Origin of the sequence: Siphonobacter sp. BAB-5385 (assembly GCF_002261125.1) — a bacterium.
Lineage (GTDB): Bacteria > Bacteroidota > Bacteroidia > Cytophagales > Spirosomataceae > Siphonobacter.
This window is the reverse complement of the sequence record NZ_NMPS01000240.1, coordinates 61927-81980: the sequence shown is the minus strand read 5'-3', so window position 1 is coordinate 81980 and position 20054 is coordinate 61927. Positions and strand designations below refer to the sequence as shown.

18 protein-coding genes and 1 pseudogene are annotated in these 20054 nt (G+C 50.4%); 9 read left to right on the top strand and 10 right to left on the bottom strand.

Annotated features, from left to right (window positions below; all coding sequences use genetic code 11):
• Window positions 1-21: 21 nt before the first annotated feature.
• The 3 genes and pseudogenes from BWI93_RS25585 to BWI93_RS25575 all read right to left on the bottom strand — a co-directional run bounded on the left by BWI93_RS25585 (window position 22) and on the right by BWI93_RS25575 (window position 5686).
• On the bottom strand, window positions 22-2037 hold the full coding sequence (locus BWI93_RS25585; RefSeq protein ID WP_094816709.1) for a plastocyanin/azurin family copper-binding protein: 2016 nt from the start codon (window positions 2035-2037) through the stop codon (window positions 22-24).
• 49 nt (window positions 2038-2086) lie between these two features.
• The gene (locus BWI93_RS25580) at window positions 2087-3919 is read right to left on the bottom strand and encodes a DUF1080 domain-containing protein (RefSeq protein WP_176454337.1); all 1833 of its coding nucleotides are present in this window, start codon (window positions 3917-3919) and stop codon (window positions 2087-2089) included.
• 98 nt (window positions 3920-4017) lie between these two features.
• Window positions 4018-5686: pseudogene (locus tag BWI93_RS25575) on the bottom strand (sodium/sugar symporter).
• A gap of 222 nt (window positions 5687-5908) precedes the next feature.
• Here BWI93_RS25575 and BWI93_RS25570 point away from each other — a divergent pair.
• A complete protein-coding gene (locus BWI93_RS25570) occupies window positions 5909-6523 on the top strand; it encodes a DUF4230 domain-containing protein (protein ID WP_094816705.1) in 615 nt (204 codons plus the stop codon).
• A gap of 205 nt (window positions 6524-6728) precedes the next feature.
• On the opposite strand, the gene BWI93_RS28010 is transcribed toward BWI93_RS25570, so the two are convergent.
• The 3 genes from BWI93_RS28010 to BWI93_RS25560 are packed head-to-tail and all read right to left on the bottom strand — an operon-like array spanning window position 6729 to window position 8733.
• Window positions 6729-6881, bottom strand: a complete 153-nt coding sequence (locus BWI93_RS28010; RefSeq protein WP_176454336.1) for a hypothetical protein — start codon at window positions 6879-6881, stop codon at window positions 6729-6731.
• A gap of 23 nt (window positions 6882-6904) precedes the next feature.
• Window positions 6905-7273: a hypothetical protein gene (locus BWI93_RS25565; protein WP_094816703.1), complete on the bottom strand. Its 369-nt coding sequence runs from the start codon at window positions 7271-7273 to the stop codon at window positions 6905-6907.
• Window positions 7270-8733: a M17 family metallopeptidase gene (locus BWI93_RS25560; RefSeq protein ID WP_094816701.1), complete on the bottom strand. Its 1464-nt coding sequence runs from the start codon at window positions 8731-8733 to the stop codon at window positions 7270-7272. Before BWI93_RS25560 ends, BWI93_RS25565 begins: the two co-directional genes overlap by 4 nt.
• 87 nt (window positions 8734-8820) lie before the next feature.
• Between BWI93_RS25560 and BWI93_RS25555 the strand changes: the two genes are divergently transcribed.
• From BWI93_RS25555 to BWI93_RS29220, 5 genes are all read left to right on the top strand, one after another.
• Window positions 8821-9117, top strand: a complete 297-nt coding sequence (locus tag BWI93_RS25555; protein ID WP_094816699.1) for a hypothetical protein — start codon at window positions 8821-8823, stop codon at window positions 9115-9117.
• A gap of 133 nt (window positions 9118-9250) precedes the next feature.
• Window positions 9251-12112 (top strand): FAD-binding and (Fe-S)-binding domain-containing protein, encoded by a 2862-nt coding sequence (locus BWI93_RS25550; RefSeq protein ID WP_369679225.1) that lies wholly within the window; start codon window positions 9251-9253, stop codon window positions 12110-12112.
• Window positions 12055-12228: a hypothetical protein gene (locus tag BWI93_RS29850; protein ID WP_369679224.1), complete on the top strand. Its 174-nt coding sequence runs from the start codon at window positions 12055-12057 to the stop codon at window positions 12226-12228. Before BWI93_RS25550 ends, BWI93_RS29850 begins: the two co-directional genes overlap by 58 nt.
• Window positions 12229-12596: 368 nt before the next feature.
• Complete coding sequence (locus tag BWI93_RS29225) at window positions 12597-13067, top strand: CNNM domain-containing protein (RefSeq protein ID WP_255158069.1); 471 nt, start codon at window positions 12597-12599, stop codon at window positions 13065-13067.
• On the top strand, window positions 13061-13840 hold the full coding sequence (locus BWI93_RS29220) for a hemolysin family protein (RefSeq protein WP_255158068.1): 780 nt from the start codon (window positions 13061-13063) through the stop codon (window positions 13838-13840). The genes BWI93_RS29225 and BWI93_RS29220 overlap by 7 nt, the downstream gene beginning before the upstream one ends.
• A gap of 39 nt (window positions 13841-13879) precedes the next feature.
• On the opposite strand, the gene BWI93_RS25540 is transcribed toward BWI93_RS29220, so the two are convergent.
• A complete protein-coding gene (locus BWI93_RS25540; protein ID WP_094816697.1) occupies window positions 13880-14137 on the bottom strand; it encodes a hypothetical protein in 258 nt (85 codons plus the stop codon).
• Window positions 14138-14339: 202 nt separating this feature from the next.
• The gene (locus tag BWI93_RS25535) at window positions 14340-15548 is read right to left on the bottom strand and encodes an acetyl-CoA carboxylase biotin carboxylase subunit family protein (protein WP_094816695.1); all 1209 of its coding nucleotides are present in this window, start codon (window positions 15546-15548) and stop codon (window positions 14340-14342) included.
• Window positions 15549-15682: 134 nt separating this feature from the next.
• Here BWI93_RS25535 and BWI93_RS25530 point away from each other — a divergent pair, with 134 nt between their 5' ends.
• On the top strand, window positions 15683-16861 hold the full coding sequence (locus tag BWI93_RS25530; RefSeq protein ID WP_094816693.1) for an MFS transporter: 1179 nt from the start codon (window positions 15683-15685) through the stop codon (window positions 16859-16861).
• 4 nt (window positions 16862-16865) lie between these two features.
• Entirely contained in the window at window positions 16866-17045 is a 180-nt protein-coding gene (locus tag BWI93_RS25525; protein WP_094816691.1) for a hypothetical protein, read from the top strand.
• Window positions 17046-17048: 3 nt separating this feature from the next.
• On the opposite strand, the gene BWI93_RS25520 is transcribed toward BWI93_RS25525, so the two are convergent.
• Complete coding sequence (locus tag BWI93_RS25520) at window positions 17049-17849, bottom strand: TerC family protein (protein WP_094816688.1); 801 nt, start codon at window positions 17847-17849, stop codon at window positions 17049-17051.
• A 144-nt stretch (window positions 17850-17993) separates the two neighbouring features.
• On the opposite strand from BWI93_RS25520, the gene BWI93_RS25515 reads away from it, so the two are divergent.
• The gene (locus tag BWI93_RS25515; RefSeq protein ID WP_094816686.1) at window positions 17994-19013 is read left to right on the top strand and encodes an SDR family oxidoreductase; all 1020 of its coding nucleotides are present in this window, start codon (window positions 17994-17996) and stop codon (window positions 19011-19013) included.
• A gap of 73 nt (window positions 19014-19086) precedes the next feature.
• Here the strand turns inward: BWI93_RS25515 and BWI93_RS25510 are convergent, their stop codons facing one another.
• Window positions 19087-20019 (bottom strand): homoserine kinase, encoded by a 933-nt coding sequence (locus tag BWI93_RS25510; RefSeq protein ID WP_094816684.1) that lies wholly within the window; start codon window positions 20017-20019, stop codon window positions 19087-19089.
• Window positions 20020-20054: the final 35 nt, after the last annotated feature.

Below are 20054 nucleotides of genomic sequence, written 5' to 3'. Positions count from 1 at the left end.
GGGTATTACTCGAATCTAATGCTATTTCACTACCACTAGTTTCCCCTGCATCAGCGTGTGGTGACCGGGATACGTACAAACGTAGGTATACGTACCGGGCTGCGTGGGAGCCGTAAAGTACAGGCTTTCGGAGCTTTCCGGTTGCAACAGATTCGTGTGGAAAAGCACCTTGGGCGAGTTGGGTACGTACTGCATGTCGGGACCTTTCAGGCCTAAACCGATGGCCTTCTGCCCTACTTCATCTACCGAACCCGGAGCGACGATAACGCAGTTGTGCGTCATGTCGTCGTTGTTGTTGAAGACGAGTTTCACCTTCGAACCCGCTTTTACCTGTAATTCCGTGACGTCAAATTTCAGTCCGGGTTTCGTACCAATCGTTAGTACCTGATCGGGTGCGGCCCATTCGGCGGGCATTTCCGTCACGCGTTTTTTCGAATTAGTAGTCGCTTTTCCGGTCGAAGCCGTTTTGCCCGTACTGGCCTGCATGGCCCCGTGCTCGTGATTCATCGGAGCAGCCGTAGCTTTAAAAGGCGTAAACTGCGAGGCAGCTACCTGATCGCCCGGAGCAACCGCATTCAGCGTATAGTAACCTACCGGGTGCAGAACCGATTCCTGATCGGCCGATTTCACGCCTTCGGGCTTGATTTCGTAAATGTAATGCTTGCGGAAACTACCGTCCAGTACCAGTCGGGCCTTGCGACCGTCCGCCGATACGACAATGCCTTTAATCCCACTTTCTTCGGTATTAATGATCGGACTGCCGTACTGATGGTGGTACTTGTAGGTAAAGCTGGCCACCTTGTAGTTGGCCGGATTAGCGGCCGTTTCCTTATCTACGGGTTTCGTAAATACAATCTCGAACCCATCGGGTTTGGAGTGAATCTCCTGCATTTCGAAGGGCGTTTTTCCCGACCATACCAGTCGCTGAATGGCGTACGGAGCCTTTCCGGTAGAAGACCAGCCCCGGCTCGTCATTCCGCCTACCAGCGAACCATCCAGTCCCCATTCCAGTCGCAACAGACCCGAAGCCCAGCCTTCCCGGAAGGGGAAACAGGCCCCCTGGTACTCTCCATTTACTTTTTCGAGTTGCATCCGCATCACTTTCGAGTGCCCCTGGTCACCCACGAAATACTGACCTTTGAAATGCGGTCCCAAATAGCCGTTCACGTCTTCAACCATACCTGCGGTCGAAATACCCATCAATACGTGTGGAAACCAGCAGGCCGGATACTGATAATGCGGGATTTTCTCGCCCGCCGTTGCTACTGGCTCGCCCGTATCAGGAAGCTGATCTTCGGTGAGTTTCAACGGAGAAGCCGGATCAGAGGTCCATTTCAAACTCTCGCCGTGACCGTTGAAACTGCCTTTTTTCAACTGCGAAACTTTTCCCGAAGCGACCCAGTCGCCCTGGTTTTCTGAATAAAACAGATCGCCGGAAGAGTTGATCAGGTAACTCGAAGGTGAACGAAGACCCGCCGAAATCGGCTCAATTTTACCCTCGGGTGAAATCTTGACCAGCCAGCCCCGCCACTTGGTCAGACTGGCCCCGTAACCCACCCAGCCTACGTTCAGCGTAACAAGCATATTACCGTCCGCATCAAACACGGGGCCGTAGCTATACTCGTGGTAATTTCCCACAATAGGCAATGACGTTACGGCTTCGTAAACGTCGGCTCGGCCATCGCCGTCTTCATCCGTAATTTTCGTGAGTTCGCCGCGGTTCGAGGTATAGAAGGAGCCGTTGCGATAGGTCAGTCCCAGGGGTTCGTGCAACCCCTGAGCGAAGCGTTTGTAGTACGGTTGCGTTCCGTCTTTCTGGTACGGGTTTTCGATCATCCAGATTTCGCCCCGTCGGGTGGCTACGGCCATACGTCCGTCGGGCAGGATGGTCATACCTCCTACTTCCAGAATGGCATCTTCGGGCAGGGGCAACGTACGTAACTGATAGAAATCGTTTTCAGTTAAGGGTTTTTGGGCAAACGAAGCGTTTACCGCAAGTAACGAAGCTATGGCTAGGGAGCAGAATATCTTTTTCATAGGAATGCGTAAGCGATTACTAATGATCCTTTTGTCGGGGTCCGATGTCTTACCAAATCAATTCGTATTGCACGGATGGACTGCCGGACACGCGTAATTCCTGCCCGCCGTTGTTGGCCACTACCTGAGCTTTCGCTCCCGTTTGAACGTAGTAGTTACCATCAATCAGGTACAGGCCTTTGCTAAGAGCGGTAATCGTTTTTCCCTTCGCCAGTCGGTACGCCAGATTCGATCCATCCTTGAGCGAAACGGTGCGGCTCAAGCCCCGTCCATTTTCGTAAGGACGAATGAAATCCGTAAATTCTCCACCCGCCAGCTGGTACCGGAAGGTGGGATGGCCCACTTCGTCGAGTTTATAGCCTTTGTACACCAGCCCCGCCGTTGAATCGGGCGTGGAACTGCCCGCCATTCCCAGCGGACTTGTTCCCCACAGAGCCAGTACGGGTGATCCCAGCGGACTAGCCGTCTGGGCTTCACCGCGTTCGTGCCAGGCGTCGCTCATGTTGATAAACGCACCCCGCCAGCTCATCAGTACGGTGGCCTGATCGAGATCGTAACTGTAGTGTACGCCCGAAGGATCTCCTAAATGCAATACGCGAAGTTTCTTGTGCCCATCGCCTTCATTGTAACCCGGCATGTACACAAACGAACGCACCTGCTCGACCTGATCGCGGGGGTGTACCGTAATGACGGGCACGGGGTCCGTATCGGGTACGGAACCAAAGCCGTGTAATTCCTGCAAATGAGACCCTTTCCGCTGTACATACAATCCGAGTACTTTGGGCAGCCAGGATTTATTTTTGGCGTGAAGTAAGGTAAACTTATGTTCCCCGGCGGTCAGCGGTACATCGATAGTACGGGGCTTATCAAAGGACAATTCGCCATCGAACACCGTCCGGCCATCAATGATGAGTTGCCCCAGTTCCATCCATTGCAGAATAAACTGGTAATTATCCGCTTCGGGAGCCTGGATTGTTCCGTTGAATACAATCAGAAAATCGGATCTTCCGTCGGCCAGTACGCTGCTGAGTTTTTCGGCAGTACCCGTCCGTACGGGTTTCGCTTTCATCGTATCCAGCTTGGGAATGGTATTGAATTTACCCGTATAGAATGTATACTCAACCGGACCCACCGTGACGGGGGCCTTGTCGAGTAACTCCATCGAAATATTTCGCAACGCTACCGGACCATGATCACCCTGGAAGGCCAGCGGTCCACGAGCTTTTTCATCCGTAAACAAAGCGGCCCGCGTGGGTCCGAATACTTCCAGATTCTGGTGAACAATGGTACCATTCAGTTCTACCTTCACAAAGCGGGCATTCGCGATTTTCTTGCCGGAGCCATCAAACTTCGGTGCCTCGAACTCTACTTCCAGGTGTTGCCACAAGCCGGGAGCTTTGGCGGCATTCATGCGGGGCGGGTGACCTTCGTAGCCGTTGGGCTTGCGGTTTTCATCCCAGCGTTCGTAGATACCTCCGCAGTCGGAAGCTTTCGGATTCTGCACACCCCAGCTATCATACAGCTGAACTTCGTAACGACCCATCAGGTACACGCCTGAATTGGCCCCCTGTGGTAACATGAAATCCAGACTCAGTTTCAGATCGCCGTGTTCGGTATTCGTCACCAGATAATCGGACTGACTGCTTCCCTTACCCGGCGTTCCCAGCAGTACGCCCGTTCCCTTTTGTCCTTTCAGAGCCGCTTCTTTGGGTGACCCCGTTACGCCTCCGACAATACTCCAGGTTTTGGTAGGGTTTTTAAAGGCTGATACGTCCGTCAGCGGTAAGGGGGTCTGAGCAGAAAGAGCCGTCCAGCAGCCCATACTCAAGCCCAGCATCCACCGCCACTTGGTCTCATTTTTCGGTAAAAAGTTAATTTTCATTGTAACTAGGTTTTTACAAAACGAGTATAATTTCATTTTACGCACGAACACCCCAGGTCATCCGGGGTGTTCGCAACGTTTGAAAACGAATTTATTCTTTACCAGAAGATCGCGTATAGAATAACGACCAACAGCATAATAATTGTAGCTCCAACGGCAAAAGTCGAATTCACTCTGAACATTTTGGAGTCGATCTCCAGGCCTTTGTTACTTGGTTTTTGCAGACCCAGCAGAATCATCACCGCCACGCAAATCAGGAATACAAAGCCCATCGTATCCAGGAACGGAATGGTATACACGCCGTCGGCCCCTTTCACGGCGAAGCCAGCGGAGCAGGAATTCCAGGTTTACCAGATTCGGCAGCGAGTACTTAAAGAACAACGAAAGCAGGAACCCGCCCACAATGGCGAATAAGGCTCCGGCTGAGTTCGTTTTCTTCCAGAAAAAGCCCAGAATAAAGGCAGCAAATACCCCCGGAGAAACCAGACCGGTCATCTCCTGAATAAACTGGAAGCCCCCTTTTTTATCGATACCCATGTACGGCGAAACCAAGATGGCGATAACCATAGCGACCCAGATCGTTACGCGACCTACGCCTACCAGTTGCTTTTCACTGGCCTGAGGAGCAATGTACTTTTTGTAAATATCCAGCGTAAAAATCGTTGAAATCGAGTTGGCTTTACCGGCCAGCGAGGCTACTACGGCCGCCGTCAGAGCCGCAAAGGAAAGACCTTTTAAACCCGTAGGTAAGAGATTCAGCAGTACGGGGTAGGCGTGATCTTTGTTGACTTCACCCGTGGCATCGAGCATTTCCTGCTGGAATAACCCCTTCTGGTACAGCGTATACGCCGCAATACCGGGCAGTACCACGATGATCGGCATCAGTAACTTCAGGAACGCGGCAAACAGGATACCCTCACGAGCCGTCTTCAGATCCGCTCCCAAAGCCCGTTGGGTAATGTACTGGTTACAACCCCAGTAGTTCAGGTTAACAATCCACATCCCACCAATCAGTACCGTTAAGCCCGGCAGCGAAGCATAGTGCGGGTGATCTTTCGGGAAGATCATGTGGAAGTGATCCGCTGATTGCGTCAGCATCAGATCGAAACCCTGCAATAGCCCTTCCGTACCGTTTTCCGTTGATACCAGGTTGATAGCCAGGTAGGTTGTGGCCAAACCACCCATGATGAGGAAGAACACCTGAATTACGTCGGTAAAGCCGATTACTTTCATCCCACCGATGGTGATGATGACGGCGAAAACAGCCAGCCCAATCATACAGGCCGTGAAATTCAGACCCGAGATCGTAGATACCGCTAAAGCACCCAGGAATAAAATCGATGTTAAGTTTACGAGCACGTACAAAAACAGCCAGAAAATGGCCATAATCATGGATACCGTGTTGTTGTACCGTTGCGTCAGAAACTGCGGCATCGTGAAAATCCGGTTCTTCAAATAAATCGGCATGAAGAAAACGGCGACGACAATCAGTGTAGCAGCCGCCATCCACTCGTAGGTGGCGATGGCCAGACCCATGGCGAATCCGTCTCCGGAAGCTCCGATGAACTGCTCGGCTGAGATGTTAGAGGCGATGAGCGAAGAACCGATGGCCCACCAGGTCAGCGACCCTTCGGCCAGGAAGAAATCAGTAGTAGAAATGTTGGCGGATTGCTTCTTTTTGTAGATGTAATAACCATATCCGGCCACAATCAAAAAGTACACCAGAAATACTATATAATCGAGGGCTTCCAGCTGTTTGTTGGGCATTAGTAAAGAGCATTAAGAAGTACAGTAGCATAAAAAATCCTCGAAAATTACTCTTTTCTCGCTGTTTCGCTTTATAGTAATAAGGATTTCGCGGAATAAGTCAATTATCACCGCTATATAACTGTATTTCCCTGCGTTTTGTACTATCATTTTTTTTACGAACCTTGTGAGGTGATAAGGGAACATTACCATTTTTCAAGTCATTCTATCCAACCTTCACCCATGGAATTTATCTCAATCGCCTTCATTGGTCTGCTCGGAGGTGCCGCTGGTTTTGGCGGAGCTGCTCTACTTGGCCGTTTTCGGAATGTTCGGGAAAAAGAAATCCGATCGGAATCGACGGTACTGCTCGAACGAATTGAGAAGGTATTCAAGGTCGTGCTGGCCGAAGGTCATTTCTCCGAAATTCACGACTATACGGACCGGAAAGACCTGTTTATGGGTCTGAAGGCGGGTTCGAAAAAAGCCCTGATTGTTACCAAAGCCAAGGTACTGGTCGGCTACGATTTTAGCAAAGTGCTGATTCGTTGGGAAGATGGCGAACGCCGAATGGTCATTGAATCGCTACCCGAACCGGAGATTCTCAGTATCGACTCCGATTACAACATTTACGATATTGACCAGGGCATGTTTAATCGCTTTAACAAAGAAGAATATACGAAGCTCCTTTCGGATGCCAAGCAGGTGATTCATAATAAAGCCGTCGCTTCGGAATTGCCGCAGGTAGCCCAGCGACAGATTCGGATTTTACTTAATCAACTGGCCGATACGTCGGGTTGGAAAATCGATTACCAGTTGCACGAAGCTCCAGCTTTGTTAACACAAAAGCCGCTCTGAAACAGAACGGCTTTTGTCTTCCCACTTGTTACGCGGAAAACACTGCTCCCAATTTCCGGTACAGAGACCAGCACACCGAAAATCGATTCCTTCCTAACGTAGCCATTGTTACGAGTGAGCACTGTTTTCACTGCAAAAGTCTCACCGAATCCCTGACTATCTCATGAGATCACTCGTGACACGGACTGACTTTTATCATTGAAAGCTATTCGATGGTATTGGCTCGCTGTACGTACTGACGAAGCGTTTCCCGCTGGGCCTGATAGGTTTCAACGCTTTTGTTGAATACTATTTTTTTAGAACCACTTCCGAGGATCGCCCCAATGATGGCTCCGGGGAGTAGACAGGCCGTTCCCAAAAACACCGACTTTGTATTCGCCGTCAGCTAAGCAGACCTCCTTTTCTATCATCTCCCAACGCCTGGCCCCAAATGATCCCGGTGGCTACTCCTCCTAAAATGCCCAGTACAATCCCCCGGCCCACTTTTCCTTTTCGACGGATGCGTACGAACTCAAGCTGCTCGACGGGCATTCGAATCAACACCTCGGACGACCTGCGTCTTTTTAAATTCAACGTTGAGTCGCCCAGGCTTTGAAAAATGTAAGGGGTGTAGGGCCTGACCTCTGGTGATACGCGGGCATAAAACTGAACGATATACGGAATACGACTCTTCGCCAGTGAATCGGTGTACACCTGAGCCCAGGCCGTACTTCCCCCAAAAAAGAATAGTAATGAAATAATCACTCTCATACGGTAGCGGACGCCTCCTCTCCAGCAAATCGTTCCAGAAATTCAACCAATAGTCGTACGCCGTAAGCTGTGCCCGCCCGCTGTGGAGCAAAATCCGTATCGCCATACGCCGTACCGGCAATATCCAGGTGAACCCAGGCCGGATGCTCATTCGTAAATACTTCCAGGAATTTAGCGGCAGCAATGGCCTGTGAATGCGGCAGTCCCGAGAAATTGCGGATGTCCGCTACATCGGATTTCAGGTGATCGGCGTATTCTTCCCACATCGGTAACCGCCAGAGCCGCTCGCCCGTGTGTTCGCCTGCTCGCTTGAGCTTTTTGCCCAGCGAAGTATTTTCGGTAAACATCCCCGCGGCATGATACCCCAGCGTACGAATAATACTGCCCGTTAGCGTAGCCAGATCAATGATCACATCGGGATTATAATTTTTGATGGCGTAGGCCAGACCGTCCGCTAAAATCAGTCGCCCTTCGGCATCGGTATCGGTAACTTCGATGGTTTTTCCGGCGTAGGAAGTAATCACGTCGCCGGGTTTCATGCTTTCGCCATCCACGCTGTTTTCGGTGGTGGGCACAATACCGATCAATCGAACGGGTAGTTTCAGGCGGGCAACGGCTTCCATCGTACCCAACACGGCGGCCGCTCCGCCCATGTCCGATTTCATCAGGTGCATATTTTCGGAGGGTTTGATGGAAATCCCACCCGTATCGAAGGTAACGCCTTTCCCCACCAGAGCAACGGTTTGACTGGCTCCTACCCCTTCATACTCCATGACAATGAATTCCGGTTCATTCCGACTCCCCTGCCCTACGGCCAGCAGAGCCATTAGCCCCAGCGACTGACATTCACCCGCATCATAGACCCGTACTTTAAAACCGTGAGCATCGCCCGAGTGCATGGCCCAGCTCGCCAGGGTTTGGGGCGTTTTAAAATTCGCCGGAGCATTGAGCAAGGGAAATACCCGTAGCTGCGTCTGAGCCAGGATTTCTCCTTTCTGGATAAAATCCGAAAGGTCTTCCGAATGCCGCAATTCAAGGGTTCCCGAGAATAACGGTGTCGGTTTCACTTCGTCGGTTTTATACAGCCCAACGTTGTAACTGGCCAGCCAGATGCCATTCACGACAAATTCGGCCCAGGCAGCTGGCAGGCTACTCAAATCCACGCCTACCGTTTCGGGCAATCTGGCTTTTTGCTTGAATACCAGCAAACGAAAGGCTTTGATCACTTCCGCTGAACCCGGATTTGTACCCAGACCCAACACGTAAATGCGAAGGCCGGTTGTCGTGAAAAAGGTGTGTACCTCTCCCTTTTTACCCGTTACTTCAGCCTGAAGAAGGGCCAGAGGTACCGCAGTTTGTTCGGTCAGTACGGCGAGCGTAGCTTCCAGCGTTTCACTCTGGACGGGAATAATCAGCGTCTGGATAGTCGCTGAAAAGTCAGAAACGGTCTGTATCTTCATAAATCAATTAGCATCGGGCAGAAAATGGGTAGTTACGCAGGTTTGCCTCAGACTTTCTGCCATATCCCGACAAATCTAAGATACTTTATGACATTCGAGGAATTTCAGCGTTCCCTGACGAACGATACGCCGCCCGCTTCACTACATCCGATTCTGGAAGGCCTCTGGTATGACGGAAAAGACGACTGGGAAGCTGCTCACAACATTGCCCAATCCGCCGAAGGCACACCCGCCTACGATCGGCTCCACGCCTATCTGCACCGTAAAGAAGGCGACACCTGGAATGCCAACTACTGGTACCGGCGGGCAGGAGCGGCCACCTGTACGGGCAGTCTGCTGAGTGAATGGGAAACGCTGGTACGGCAAGAGCTTCAGCGGGGCTGATTTACTGGCTTACTTTTTTCAATTTTGCGAAGTCCCTTGGTATGCCAACGCGTAACTTTGTCTAAACGGATGAATTTTATCAGCCACTCACGCCGAAAGCAATACGATCGGCCTGGAGTTAAGTGAAGTAACCATGTCTGAAAAGATTGAAGCCTCCAGCTTCGGAGCGTTGCAACAAGCTTTTGAAGGGGAATTATATTATACCAAATCAACGGTACACGAAGCCCAGCGAATCCTGTATTCCACCGACGCCTCGGTATACCGGGAAAAACCGCTGGCCGTCGCCATTCCCAAATCCGTTACAGATTTAAAACATCTGCTGACGTTCGCCCGCAACCATCGAACGACGCTGATTCCGCGTACGGCGGGTACTTCGCTGGCGGGGCAGGTCGTGGGTTCGGGGATTGTGGTGGATTTATCGAAATATTTCACGCAAATTCTGGAAATCAACGCCGAAGAACGCTGGGCCCGCGTACAGCCCGGTGTCATTCGGGATGACCTGAATAAAGCATTGGCTCCGTACGGTCTGATGTTCGGCCCGGAAACGTCTACAGCCAACCGGGCGATGATTGGGGGCATGGTGGGAAATAATTCCTGTGGCTTACACAGTATCGTCTGGGGTAACACCCGTGATCACTTGCTGGCGGCTAAAGTATTACTATCGGATGGATCGGAAGCGGAGTTCAAAGCCTTGTCACCCTGGCGGTATGATTTAAAACGGGAGACTACTGAAACCTCGCTGGAATCGGATATTTACCGGGGTATTCACGACCTCTTATCCAATCCGCAGCATCAGCAAAACATTGCCGAGCGTTTTCCCAAACGTTCGCTCACCCGTCGCAATACGGGCTATGCTCTGGACGCTCTGCTGGATCAGGAACCGTTTACAAGTGGGTCTTCCGACTTCAACCTCTGTGCTTTGCTGGCGGGCTCGGAAGGGACGCTGGCATTGGCAACCGAACTGAAGATCAATCTCCTTCCTTTACCTCCCTCGGAAGTAGCGGTGGCCTGCGTACACTGTACGTCCATTCAGGAATCCCTTCAGGCGAACCTGGTAGCCCTCCAACACCGGCCCCTAGCGTCGGAACTGGTGGATAAATACATTCTGGATTTTACCAAAGACAATCCCGAACAGAGCAAAAACCGCTTTTTCATCGAAGGCGATCCCGCGGCCATTCTGATGGTGGAATTCATGGCCGAAACGCCGGAATCGCTTCAGCAGCAAGTCGACCAGTTGGTAAGCGATCTGCAAAACCGGGGACTAGGCTACGCAGTACCTGTCATCTACGGTGAAAAAACCAAACAGGTCTGGGACGTTCGCAAAGGGGGTCTGGGACTGATCCGGAATTTACCCGGGGATACCCAGCCCGTGAATTTGATTGAAGACTGTGCCGTAGCTCCCGAGGAACTTCCCCAGTACATCGCTGAACTCGAAGCTATGTTACGGCGGCATAACATTCACGCCAGCTACTACGCCCACGCCGGAGCGGGGGAGCTGCACGTGGAGCCCATGATCAACCTGAAAACGTCAGAGGGACAGGCCTTGTTCCGGCAAGTACTGGCCGAAACAGTCGAGCTGGTGAAGAAATACCGGGGTTCGCTTTCGGGAGAACACGGGGATGGACGCTTACGCGGCGAGTTTATTCCGCAGATGATGGGCGAAGAAGTATACGATCTTTTCCGCCAGATCAAACGCCTCTTCGATCCGATGGGGGTACTGAACGCGGGAAAAATCGTCGATACGCCGCCCATGAATCAGTTTCTACGGTACGAAGCCGATAAGCCCGTTCGCAAAATCAATACCTATTTCGATTTCAGTGCTCAGGAAAATATTCTACGACTGACGGAAAAATGTTCGGGTTCGGGGGATTGTCGGAAAACCGAGCTGTCGGGCGGCACCATGTGTCCCAGCTTTATGGCTACCCGCAGCGAACGCGATACCACCCGGGGCCGGGCCAACGTATTACGGGAATTTCTGACTAATTCAACGAAGAAAAATCCTTTCGATCATCCGGAAATCAAGGATGTGATGGACTTGTGCCTGAGTTGCAAGGGCTGTAAATCCGAATGCCCGAGTAGCGTGGACGTTTCCAAGCTGAAAGCCGAGTTTCTCCAGCATTACTACGATGCCCACGGCGTACCTTTCCGCTCGAAAATGGTGGGGAACTTTACGGCTCTCTCGCGTATGGGCAGTCGGATGCCACGCCTGTACAACTGGGCCATGCAAAGCAAATTACCCTCGCTGGCGATTAAGAAAGTCATGGGGTTTGCCCCGGATCGCTCCATGCCGACCATTGCGGCTCAGACCTTGCGACAATGGTTTGCCGAACACGAATTCCGACTCAATACGACGGGCCGGGTGAAGTTCAAGCGTATTCTGTTCTTCTGCGACGAGTTTACCAACTACAATGATGTAGAAGTAGGTAAGAAAGCAATTCTGCTGCTGAGCGGACTGGGGTATAAAATCGAAATTCCCTATCACGTGGAATCCGGACGTACGTACCTCTCGAAGGGGATGGTGAAAGAAGCCCGGAAGATTGCGATTAAAAACGTGACCTTGCTGGCCGAAGTCATCAAGGACGGAGCACCCATCGTAGGATTGGAACCCTCGGCAATTCTTACCCTACGGGATGAGTACCTGGAGCTGGTCCCTACCGAATTGAAAGCTCAGGCTCAGGAAGTAGCCAGTCGGGCGTTTATTTTCGATGAATTTTTATCGCAGGAACTGGATAAGAAAAATATAAAATCCGATCAGTTTACGTACGAAAAACGACTCATCAAGCTGCACGGCCACTGCCACCAGAAAGCCCTGTCGAGCCTGACGCATACCAAGAAGATTCTCTCCTTACCGAGTCAGTACGAGGTTCACCTGATTCCTTCCGGTTGCTGCGGCATGGCGGGCAGCTTGGCTACGAAGCCAAACATTACGAGGTTTCGATGCAAATTGGAGAACTGGTCCTTTTCCCAACCGTTCGGAATCAACCCGAAGAAGTAACCATTGCCGCTCCCGGAACCAGCTGTCGCCACCAGATTAAGGATGGAACGGGCCGCATTGCCCTTCACCCGGCGGAGATTCTTTGGGAAGCCTTTGTACGCAATGAAATTCAATAAAGGATTCAGGCCCTGAAATGATAAGCCGGACTGAATTCCGAAGCTCTGATTAGCCCCCTAAAAAACCTGATTTCGGGAATTTTTTAGGGGGCTAACTGCTTTCATTCAATGCCGAAAAAGCCTGAACTGGGGGTCTTTCATTGGGGATGTTTCATCCTTTGTCCGGTAAGGCTTCAACCTTCCAAAATTCTTGAAACGTTAAACCATTCAAACTGCCAACGCTTCCAGCCTTAAACTTTTTCAACCATTCCACCCTAAAATACATCTGGCAATGTTTTTTAGCGGATATTTGGCCTGAACTTTCCGGCTCATCCATGACCGAACTACTTATTTTATTTCTCCTGATTTTACTTAACGGTGTTTTTTCAATGGCAGAAATTGCTCTGGTTTCTGCCCGAAAAATACGTCTGAAAAACGACGCCGAACGCGGTGATAAACAAGCCCGCCACGCCCTTCAGCTCGCTGAAGCACCTGACACTTTTCTCTCTACGGTACAAATCGGAATTACGCTGATTGGTATTCTGACGGGTATCTACTCCGGCGAAAAGCTGGAAGGCGATCTATCGCTGTGGCTTCAGCAATTTACGTTTGTGGCCCCGTACGCCAATACTGTTGCCCGGGCCTTACTGCTGCTGATGATCACCTACTTTACCTTGGTCATCGGCGAATTGGTACCCAAACGGATTGGTCTAACCCGGGCGGAAAGCATTTCCAAGACGCTGGCCTTGCCGATGTCGCTGCTCTCCCGTATAACCTATCCGTTCATTTGGTTACTGTCTACTTCCACCAATCTGATCGTCAAAGTACTGGCATTCGCCGGGGTGATGACAGTATGGTAACCGAGGAAGAAATCAAGGCCATCGTGAATGAAGGGCTGGAGCAGGGTACCATCGATGAAATTGAACAGGAAATTGTAGAAAACGTGTTTAATGTCAGCGATCGTCACATTGTATCGCTGATGACCCACCGTAGCGATTTAGCTTGGATTGACCTGCACGATAACGTCGAACAGGTGCGAAAGAAGATTGAACTCGAACGACATTCCGTTTACCCCGTTGGGGATAAGTCGCTGGACCGGATGGTAGGCGTTATTACGGTGAAAGATCTGTATCTGGCCACGCCCGACACTCCGCTAAAAACGCTCATTCATAAGCCTTTGTTCTTACCGGAGAATATTTCGGCGTATCAGGTGCTGGATGAATTTCGTAAGTCCAAAGTACACCACGGTTTCATTGTGGATGAGTACGGTGTTCTACAGGGGATGGTAACGGTGAATGATATATTCGAAGCCATCGTTGGCCACATGCCCGATGCCGAAGTCATTGATTTTACGTTTGTGAAACGGGAAGATGGTTCATTTCTGGTGGAAGCCCAGATGCCTTTCATTGATTTTCTCAGTCGCTTAGGTCGACGGGACATTCGTGATTTCCTGGAAGAAGACTTTTCAACGGTAGCGGGCTTTATGCTCCATCACCTCCGCCGGATTCCCGTGGAAGGCGATCACATCAAATGGGATAACCTGACCTTTGAAGTCGTAGACATGGATGGCCAGCGAATTGACAAGATATTAGTTACGGAAGAAGATTCGGAGCGGAAAAATGAAAAGGGCTGAAACATACGTCTCAGCCCTGGGCAACCCTAAAATTTTCTGTTAGTGCGTATGTACATTAGAGGCATTCAAAAAAGCTTCCAGAGAAATGCCTTCACCTTTAAATCCGAAGCAGGGATACGCCGCAATGCCGCCTTCGGCATACAGACGGGCCTGCAGGTACTTTTTGGTAGGATAATACGTCTCTAGTTCGGCTAGTCGTTCCTGGGAATCTACAATACCAAACCATAGATTTCCATCAAAAAAGAAAGCATTCGCGGGAATATTACTTCCGGGTGAATTAAGTAAGGCAGAACTCATATCTTTAACTGGTTGGATTTATAAAATATGCTCTTATAATAGGATAAGCTTATAGGACTAAGCTTCTATAGTTAAAGGAGTGCAGGTTAATTTCTGATACGAATAACCATAAACCTCTCAGCTTCAACTGAGCATTTTCTATTAACAACCTGTTTTACCCGTTATTTGGTAGATATTTCTGCCTTTTTGGTAAGCGTACGGTTTAATGACTGGGTGTATCCCGAACGGGAGCCGAAGCGTGCACTTCCGCGTAGATTTTCGTTGTGTACTGATCCAGTAATTCCAGAATCCGATCGCGGTTTTCGCTTTGTACGATCAGACCCACATGATATTCTTCCTGCATTCGCCACCCGATTTCAGGAGCTACATACTCACTCAAATCGGGCCACTGCTCACGGGCTAATGAAATGATAATTCCGGAGTACGCAGGCTTTGGTTCGGGCAATTCATAGGGCGTGCCTTCAACCGTAGCCGTTTCAATCCGGGCCCATTCCCGCCACAGGTTAATGCCACTGGCGGCTTCCACCATTTCGGCCAGATGGGCTCCTCCGACTCTGGAAGCTGTTTCGAGAAAGTAAAATTCTCCGTCTTCGTGGCATTGAATGAATTCGGAATGGCTGGCCGAGTATTCCAGGCCAAACGCCGTTAGCAGTTTTTCGTTGAAGGTTCGCAGGGCTCTCTCTTCGGCAGAACCAAAAGGGGTGGTAACGGAGCGGAAGACGCCCCCCCCGTGAGCGACCTCCATCGGTGTACTCAGGTATTGGCTGACCCAGTTGAACAGTACTTTCCCCTGATACGTCAGTGCATCGACGTGGTAGACGTGACCGGGCTTAAACTGTTCAACGAGAAACTCATATCGTCGGTCGCCCAGGCTATGGATGACCTGCCAGAGTTCATCCTTATTCCAGACTTTTCGAATACCCGCGGTTGATGCTTCGCCCCGGGGTTTTACCACTACCGGAAAGGTGACCGAATCCGCAAAGGCATTGACTTCTGCATCGTTGAACAGGGCCGAAAACGTGGGTACCCGCAAGCCTGCTTCGGCGGCTTTCATTCGCATCGCCAGCTTATCCCGAAAGTACCGGGCGACGGTTTGCCCCATACCCGGCAGACGAAACGTTTCCCGGAAAAAAGCTCCTTTTTCAACATCGAAATCATCGAGAGCTACGATCCGGTCAATCTTGCGACTTCGAAGGACATACGCTAGTCCCTTTGCCGTCTCATTCAGATCCAATACTCCCTGATCGGGCGTTTCCACAAAAAATAACTCGTCAATATGGGATCGAAGCCAGGGTTTATGTTCGAGTTTTTTCTCCGTCAACAGGTACACCGTATTTCCGGCTTCCTTGCAGGACTTTAAAAATTCGTTTCCTTTAAAATACGTAGCAATACAGAGAAAGGAGAAAGGCATACGGAATGAGAGATTGAGGTTTTGCTGAAACGCGGCTCCCTGAATATACTGATTTTAGGTAAAAACTGTATCGATTCCCTAAAAAACCCGAACCGGGCTTCCCGGCCCTTGGGCATTTCAGTTACCTTTGCGGTATGGATTCCAGCCCCGGTCAATCAAGTATTTATAGCTTCCAATTTTGGCTTCTATGTGCCAGTAACTTCCTTTTCACCGCCAGCTTTAACATGATGATTCCCGAGTTACCCGGGTATCTTTCTGCACTGGGTGGCCGGGAATACGTGGGTCTGGTCATCAGTTTGTTTACGCTTACGGCCGGGGTTTCAAGACCTTTTTCGGGCAAACTAACCGATACGGTAGGTCGGGTACCGATTATGGCCTTTGGGTCGCTGGTGTGCTTTGTCTGTGGATTGCTGTACCCCTTCATGAGTAGTGTATATGCCTTCTTACTACTACGGCTTTTTCACGGCTTTTCGACGGGTTTTAAACCTACGGCTACCTCGGCATACGTAGCGGATGTCATGCCCGAGGACCGGCGGGGTGAAGCCCTGAGTATGCTCGGTATTTCGGCCAGCGTTGGCATGTCGGCGGGACCACCGCTGGGGAGCTGGCTGACGGCGGCTTTTTCGATTGATACCATGTTTTACGTTTCGTCGCTGTTTGCCTTTCTGTCGATTGGTATTCTGACGAACCTGAAAGAAACCCTTGAGCGGCGGCAACGCTTTTCGCCGCGACTGCTACTCATCAAGAAAAACGAAATCTTTGAACCTCGCGTACTGGCTCCTGCGGTGGTGATGTTGCTCAGTAGTTACGCGATTGGCTTAATTCTCACCATCGGTCCGGATTTATCGCTTTCGGTGGGCATTTATAATAAAGGTCTGTTTTTCATGACCTACACCATTTCGTCACTGCTGATTCGGCTGGTAGCGGGGAAAGCCTCCGACCGCTTTGGTCGCGTTAAAGTATTACGGATGTCGATTCTGGTACAGGTTATCGCCATGTTAGGCCTGGCCTTTGCGGATAATTTGTACATGGTACTGGCCATGGCCTTTCTCTTTGGCGTTCCCTGGGGACTGAACACGCCGGCTCTACAGGCCTGGACCGTCGATTTAGCCAATCCCCTGTACCGAGGTCGAGCCGTAGCCACCACGTATATCGCATTGGAAGTAGGCATTGGTATCGGAGCTTTAACTTCGGGCTGGCTACACAATCATTTACGAAACAGTTATCAGATCAATTTCCTGATTTGCAGCGTGATTACCTCGGGAGCGTTGGTGTACCTTACCTTCCGCAAATCACCCGCCCTGACGATGTAACCGTATGACTTTCGCGGAATACCTTACCCAGAAAAAAATAAACGCCCAGGCATTTCAGCAAGCTGAACCTGAGCGTTTTAAAGAATGGGAGCAACTATTTGGACAAGTACATCCCGATAGTTTTACAGCCCAGAAGAAGTTCCTTATCAATCCGATTCGCCGCAAGTATGGCCTTCCGGCGTAGGCGTTATTCTTTCTCGCCCGTATCGGCATAGTCCGGCATTTCCTGATCATTCAGCCGGACCATTTCGGTATTCTTCCGCAGTCGCATGTTGATCAGCTCGACCGTCAGGGAGAAGGCCATCGCTACGTACAAATACGCTTTGTTGACTTCCTGGTGAAAGGATTCGGCCACGAGCATCATTCCGATGGCAATGAGAAAGGACAAAGCCAGGATCTGCAAAGTCGGATTTCGATTGATGAAATCGGCAATAATGCCCGAAAAGGCCAGCATGATGCCCATCGAGATGACTACGGCAATAACCATGATCCAGACATTTTCCACCAGGCCCACGGCTGTCAGGATACTGTCAATTGAGAATACCGCATCGACCAGTACAATTTGAATGATCGTCGCCATCAGACTGGAGTATTTAGCAGCCCCCAGCGAAGACTCCGATGATGCCTGTAACTTGTGATGAATTTCGAGCGTACTTTTCCCCACTAGAAATAATCCTCCACCCAACAAAATCAGGTCTTTCCAGCTGATTCCCACGGGTTCGGTCGTGCCATGTTCATGAATAAAAGGCACTTCAAACAATGGCGTCGTTAGTCGTAGCAGAGAAGTAATACCGAAGAGAAGAATAATCCGAAATACCATTGCCAGTAAGAGACCAATCGTACGAGCCTGCTTTTGCTGAGCCCGTTCAAGTTTGTCGACAATGATGGAGATAAAGATGATATTATCTACCCCAAGTACAATCTCCAGAAACGATAAAGTCAGCAAACTAATCAATACGGCCGGTTCGGCCAGGTTCGGGAATTCCATGATTCAGATGAATGTAATGCAAAGATTGGGGACGAAGTTTCATTAAAAGCTTTATTCCAGCAGCAAGATATGGGACTGTCGGTACAATTTAGGTTTGGAATGGATTTTTCATTCAGGAAATGGATATCAACCTTGGATTTATACATGGCACGCAAATCTCGTTTCTTCTCTCTGGCCCTGGGCGTGGGTCTTGTATGGGCAGCCCGCCAGTTGGTACGCTATAGCCGACGTTTTGACGTTCGCAATAAAGTAGTACTCATTACGGGAGGTTCGCGGGGCCTCGGCCTGGTACTGGCACGTCAATTAGCCACCCAGCAGGCCAAATTAATCTTGGTCGCTCGCGATGCAGACGAACTTCAACAAGCGGAAGAATCGATCGCCGACTTGGGAGCGGAAGTCATCTCCATTGTCTGTGATATGACGAACCCTGCCGAAGTGGAGGATATGATTGAAGAAAGTCTCAATTACTACGGTCGCATCGATGTACTCATCAATAACGCGGGTATTATTCAGATTGGCCCCGTAGATAACATGACGCTTCAGGAATACGACGAAGCCATGGAAACCCATTTCTTCGGTCCACTTCATGCCATTCGAGCCGTATTGCCGCACATGAAGGCCCGTCAGGAAGGGCGTATCGTTAATATTTCATCCATCGGTGGAAAAGTGGCCGTACCACACCTATTGCCGTATTCGGCCAGTAAGTTTGCCCTGAGTGGACTCTCCAAAGGGTTGCGTACGGAACTCCTGCATCAGGGTATTCACGTAACGACCGTATATCCAGGCCTCATGCGTACGGGTAGCCCACGGCACGCCATTGTGAAAGGGGAACATCAAAAAGAATACGCCTGGTTTAAAATTGCGGATTCACTTCCCTTGTTAACGGTCAGTGCTGAAAACGCTGCCCAGCAGATCATTGAAGCCTTAAAACAAGGAAGAGCGGAACTAACCGTAAGTGTACCCGCAAAACTGCTGGCGGCTTTGGATCATCTGTTCCCGGAGCTGGCAGCCGACATCTTTGGCATTACCAACCGATTTTTGCCCCAGCCTGTACCCGAAGCGGCCAATCCCCGCAAGCACGGGTACGAAGTGGAGTCAAAGGTTACGCACAATGGCATAACCCAGCCTACTGATGAAGCCGCTGTGGAAAATAACGAATTTTAGAAACTAGTTTTCAACACATAAAAAAGGAGAAACGGGTCTGCCGTTTCTCCTTTTTTGTATAACTATCGATTCGTTAACCAATTACAACCGGACCATTCTGGTTGATGCTGGAAACGTAAATTTCACTTTCAATTTGTACGCTGGCAAAGGCCCGTTGCATCGCCTCTCCCACTTTTTTAGCCGTATCCCGATCTTTGCTCAAGGCGAACATGGATGGACCTGCTCCCGAGATACTACAACCCAGAGCCCCCGCTTCAATCGCCGCGTGTTTGACCTCATCAAAACCTGGAATCAGGATGGAACGTACCGGTTCGATGATTACATCAACCAGACTGCGGGAAATCAGTCCGTAATCGCCCTTCATCAGTCCGGCTACCAGCCCCGCTACGTTACCCATCTGGGTAATGGTATTTTTCAGCGACGTTTCTTTCCGGAGAATATTCCGGGCGTCTCTGGTATTCACCTCGATTTGTGGATGGACGATGGTCGCAAATAACTCGGCGGGGGTATCAATCTTTACCACGTCAAGCTTGGGTTCGTAGCTGCGAATGGCAATAAAACCACCCAGCAAACTCGGAGCCACGTTATCGGCGTGGGGCGTACCGCTGGCAAATCGCTCCCCTTCCATCGCGAAAGGCAATAAATCAATCTGATCCATGGGACGTCCCATGAGTTCATTCAGAGCGAATACACCCGCTACGGAACTCGCAGCCGAGGAGCCCAGACCGCTACCCAGCGGCATTTTTTTCCGTAACTCGATACTAATCCCCTGGTTGGCATTGAGATGCTTGAGGTACGCCAGCATCGAAATACAGGCCGTATTTTTTTCCGGATCGAGTGACAACCGTCCCTGATCGCCTTCAATTTTTACGATTTCCAGGCCGGGCGTAACTTTTTTGCGGAGAATAATCTCATCGCCGGGGTTATCGACGGCAAAACCGAAAATGTCAAATCCGCAGGCCACGTTGGCTACGGTCGCCGGAGCGAAGACTTTGATGGATTCCATGAAGTAATTGAGCAAAACGGCCTTTTCAACGCGAG

Excerpts from the sequence above, each read along its gene's own strand:
- BWI93_RS29850 (WP_369679224.1), top strand. The coding sequence starts at position 12,055 with ATGCAAATTGGAGAACTGGTCCTTTTCCCAACCGTTCGGAATCAACCC.
- BWI93_RS25520 (WP_094816688.1), bottom strand. The coding sequence starts at position 17,849 with ATGGAATTCCCGAACCTGGCCGAACCGGCCGTATTGATTAGTTTGCTG.
- BWI93_RS25560 (WP_094816701.1), bottom strand. The coding sequence starts at position 8,733 with ATGAAGATACAGACCGTTTCTGACTTTTCAGCGACTATCCAGACGCTG.
- BWI93_RS25510 (WP_094816684.1), bottom strand. The coding sequence starts at position 20,019 with ATGGAATCCATCAAAGTCTTCGCTCCGGCGACCGTAGCCAACGTGGCC.
- BWI93_RS29220 (WP_255158068.1), top strand. The coding sequence starts at position 13,061 with ATGGTAACCGAGGAAGAAATCAAGGCCATCGTGAATGAAGGGCTGGAG.
- BWI93_RS25535 (WP_094816695.1), bottom strand. The coding sequence starts at position 15,548 with ATGCCTTTCTCCTTTCTCTGTATTGCTACGTATTTTAAAGGAAACGAA.
- BWI93_RS25540 (WP_094816697.1), bottom strand. The coding sequence starts at position 14,137 with ATGAGTTCTGCCTTACTTAATTCACCCGGAAGTAATATTCCCGCGAAT.
- BWI93_RS25570 (WP_094816705.1), top strand. The coding sequence starts at position 5,909 with ATGGAATTTATCTCAATCGCCTTCATTGGTCTGCTCGGAGGTGCCGCT.
- BWI93_RS25565 (WP_094816703.1), bottom strand. The coding sequence starts at position 7,273 with ATGAGAGTGATTATTTCATTACTATTCTTTTTTGGGGGAAGTACGGCC.
- BWI93_RS25580 (WP_176454337.1), bottom strand. The coding sequence starts at position 3,919 with ATGAAAATTAACTTTTTACCGAAAAATGAGACCAAGTGGCGGTGGATG.
- BWI93_RS29225 (WP_255158069.1), top strand. The coding sequence starts at position 12,597 with ATGGCAGAAATTGCTCTGGTTTCTGCCCGAAAAATACGTCTGAAAAAC.
- BWI93_RS25525 (WP_094816691.1), top strand. The coding sequence starts at position 16,866 with ATGACTTTCGCGGAATACCTTACCCAGAAAAAAATAAACGCCCAGGCA.
- BWI93_RS25585 (WP_094816709.1), bottom strand. The coding sequence starts at position 2,037 with ATGAAAAAGATATTCTGCTCCCTAGCCATAGCTTCGTTACTTGCGGTA.
- BWI93_RS25550 (WP_369679225.1), top strand. The coding sequence starts at position 9,251 with ATGTCTGAAAAGATTGAAGCCTCCAGCTTCGGAGCGTTGCAACAAGCT.
- BWI93_RS25555 (WP_094816699.1), top strand. The coding sequence starts at position 8,821 with ATGACATTCGAGGAATTTCAGCGTTCCCTGACGAACGATACGCCGCCC.
- BWI93_RS25530 (WP_094816693.1), top strand. The coding sequence starts at position 15,683 with ATGGATTCCAGCCCCGGTCAATCAAGTATTTATAGCTTCCAATTTTGG.
- BWI93_RS25515 (WP_094816686.1), top strand. The coding sequence starts at position 17,994 with ATGGCACGCAAATCTCGTTTCTTCTCTCTGGCCCTGGGCGTGGGTCTT.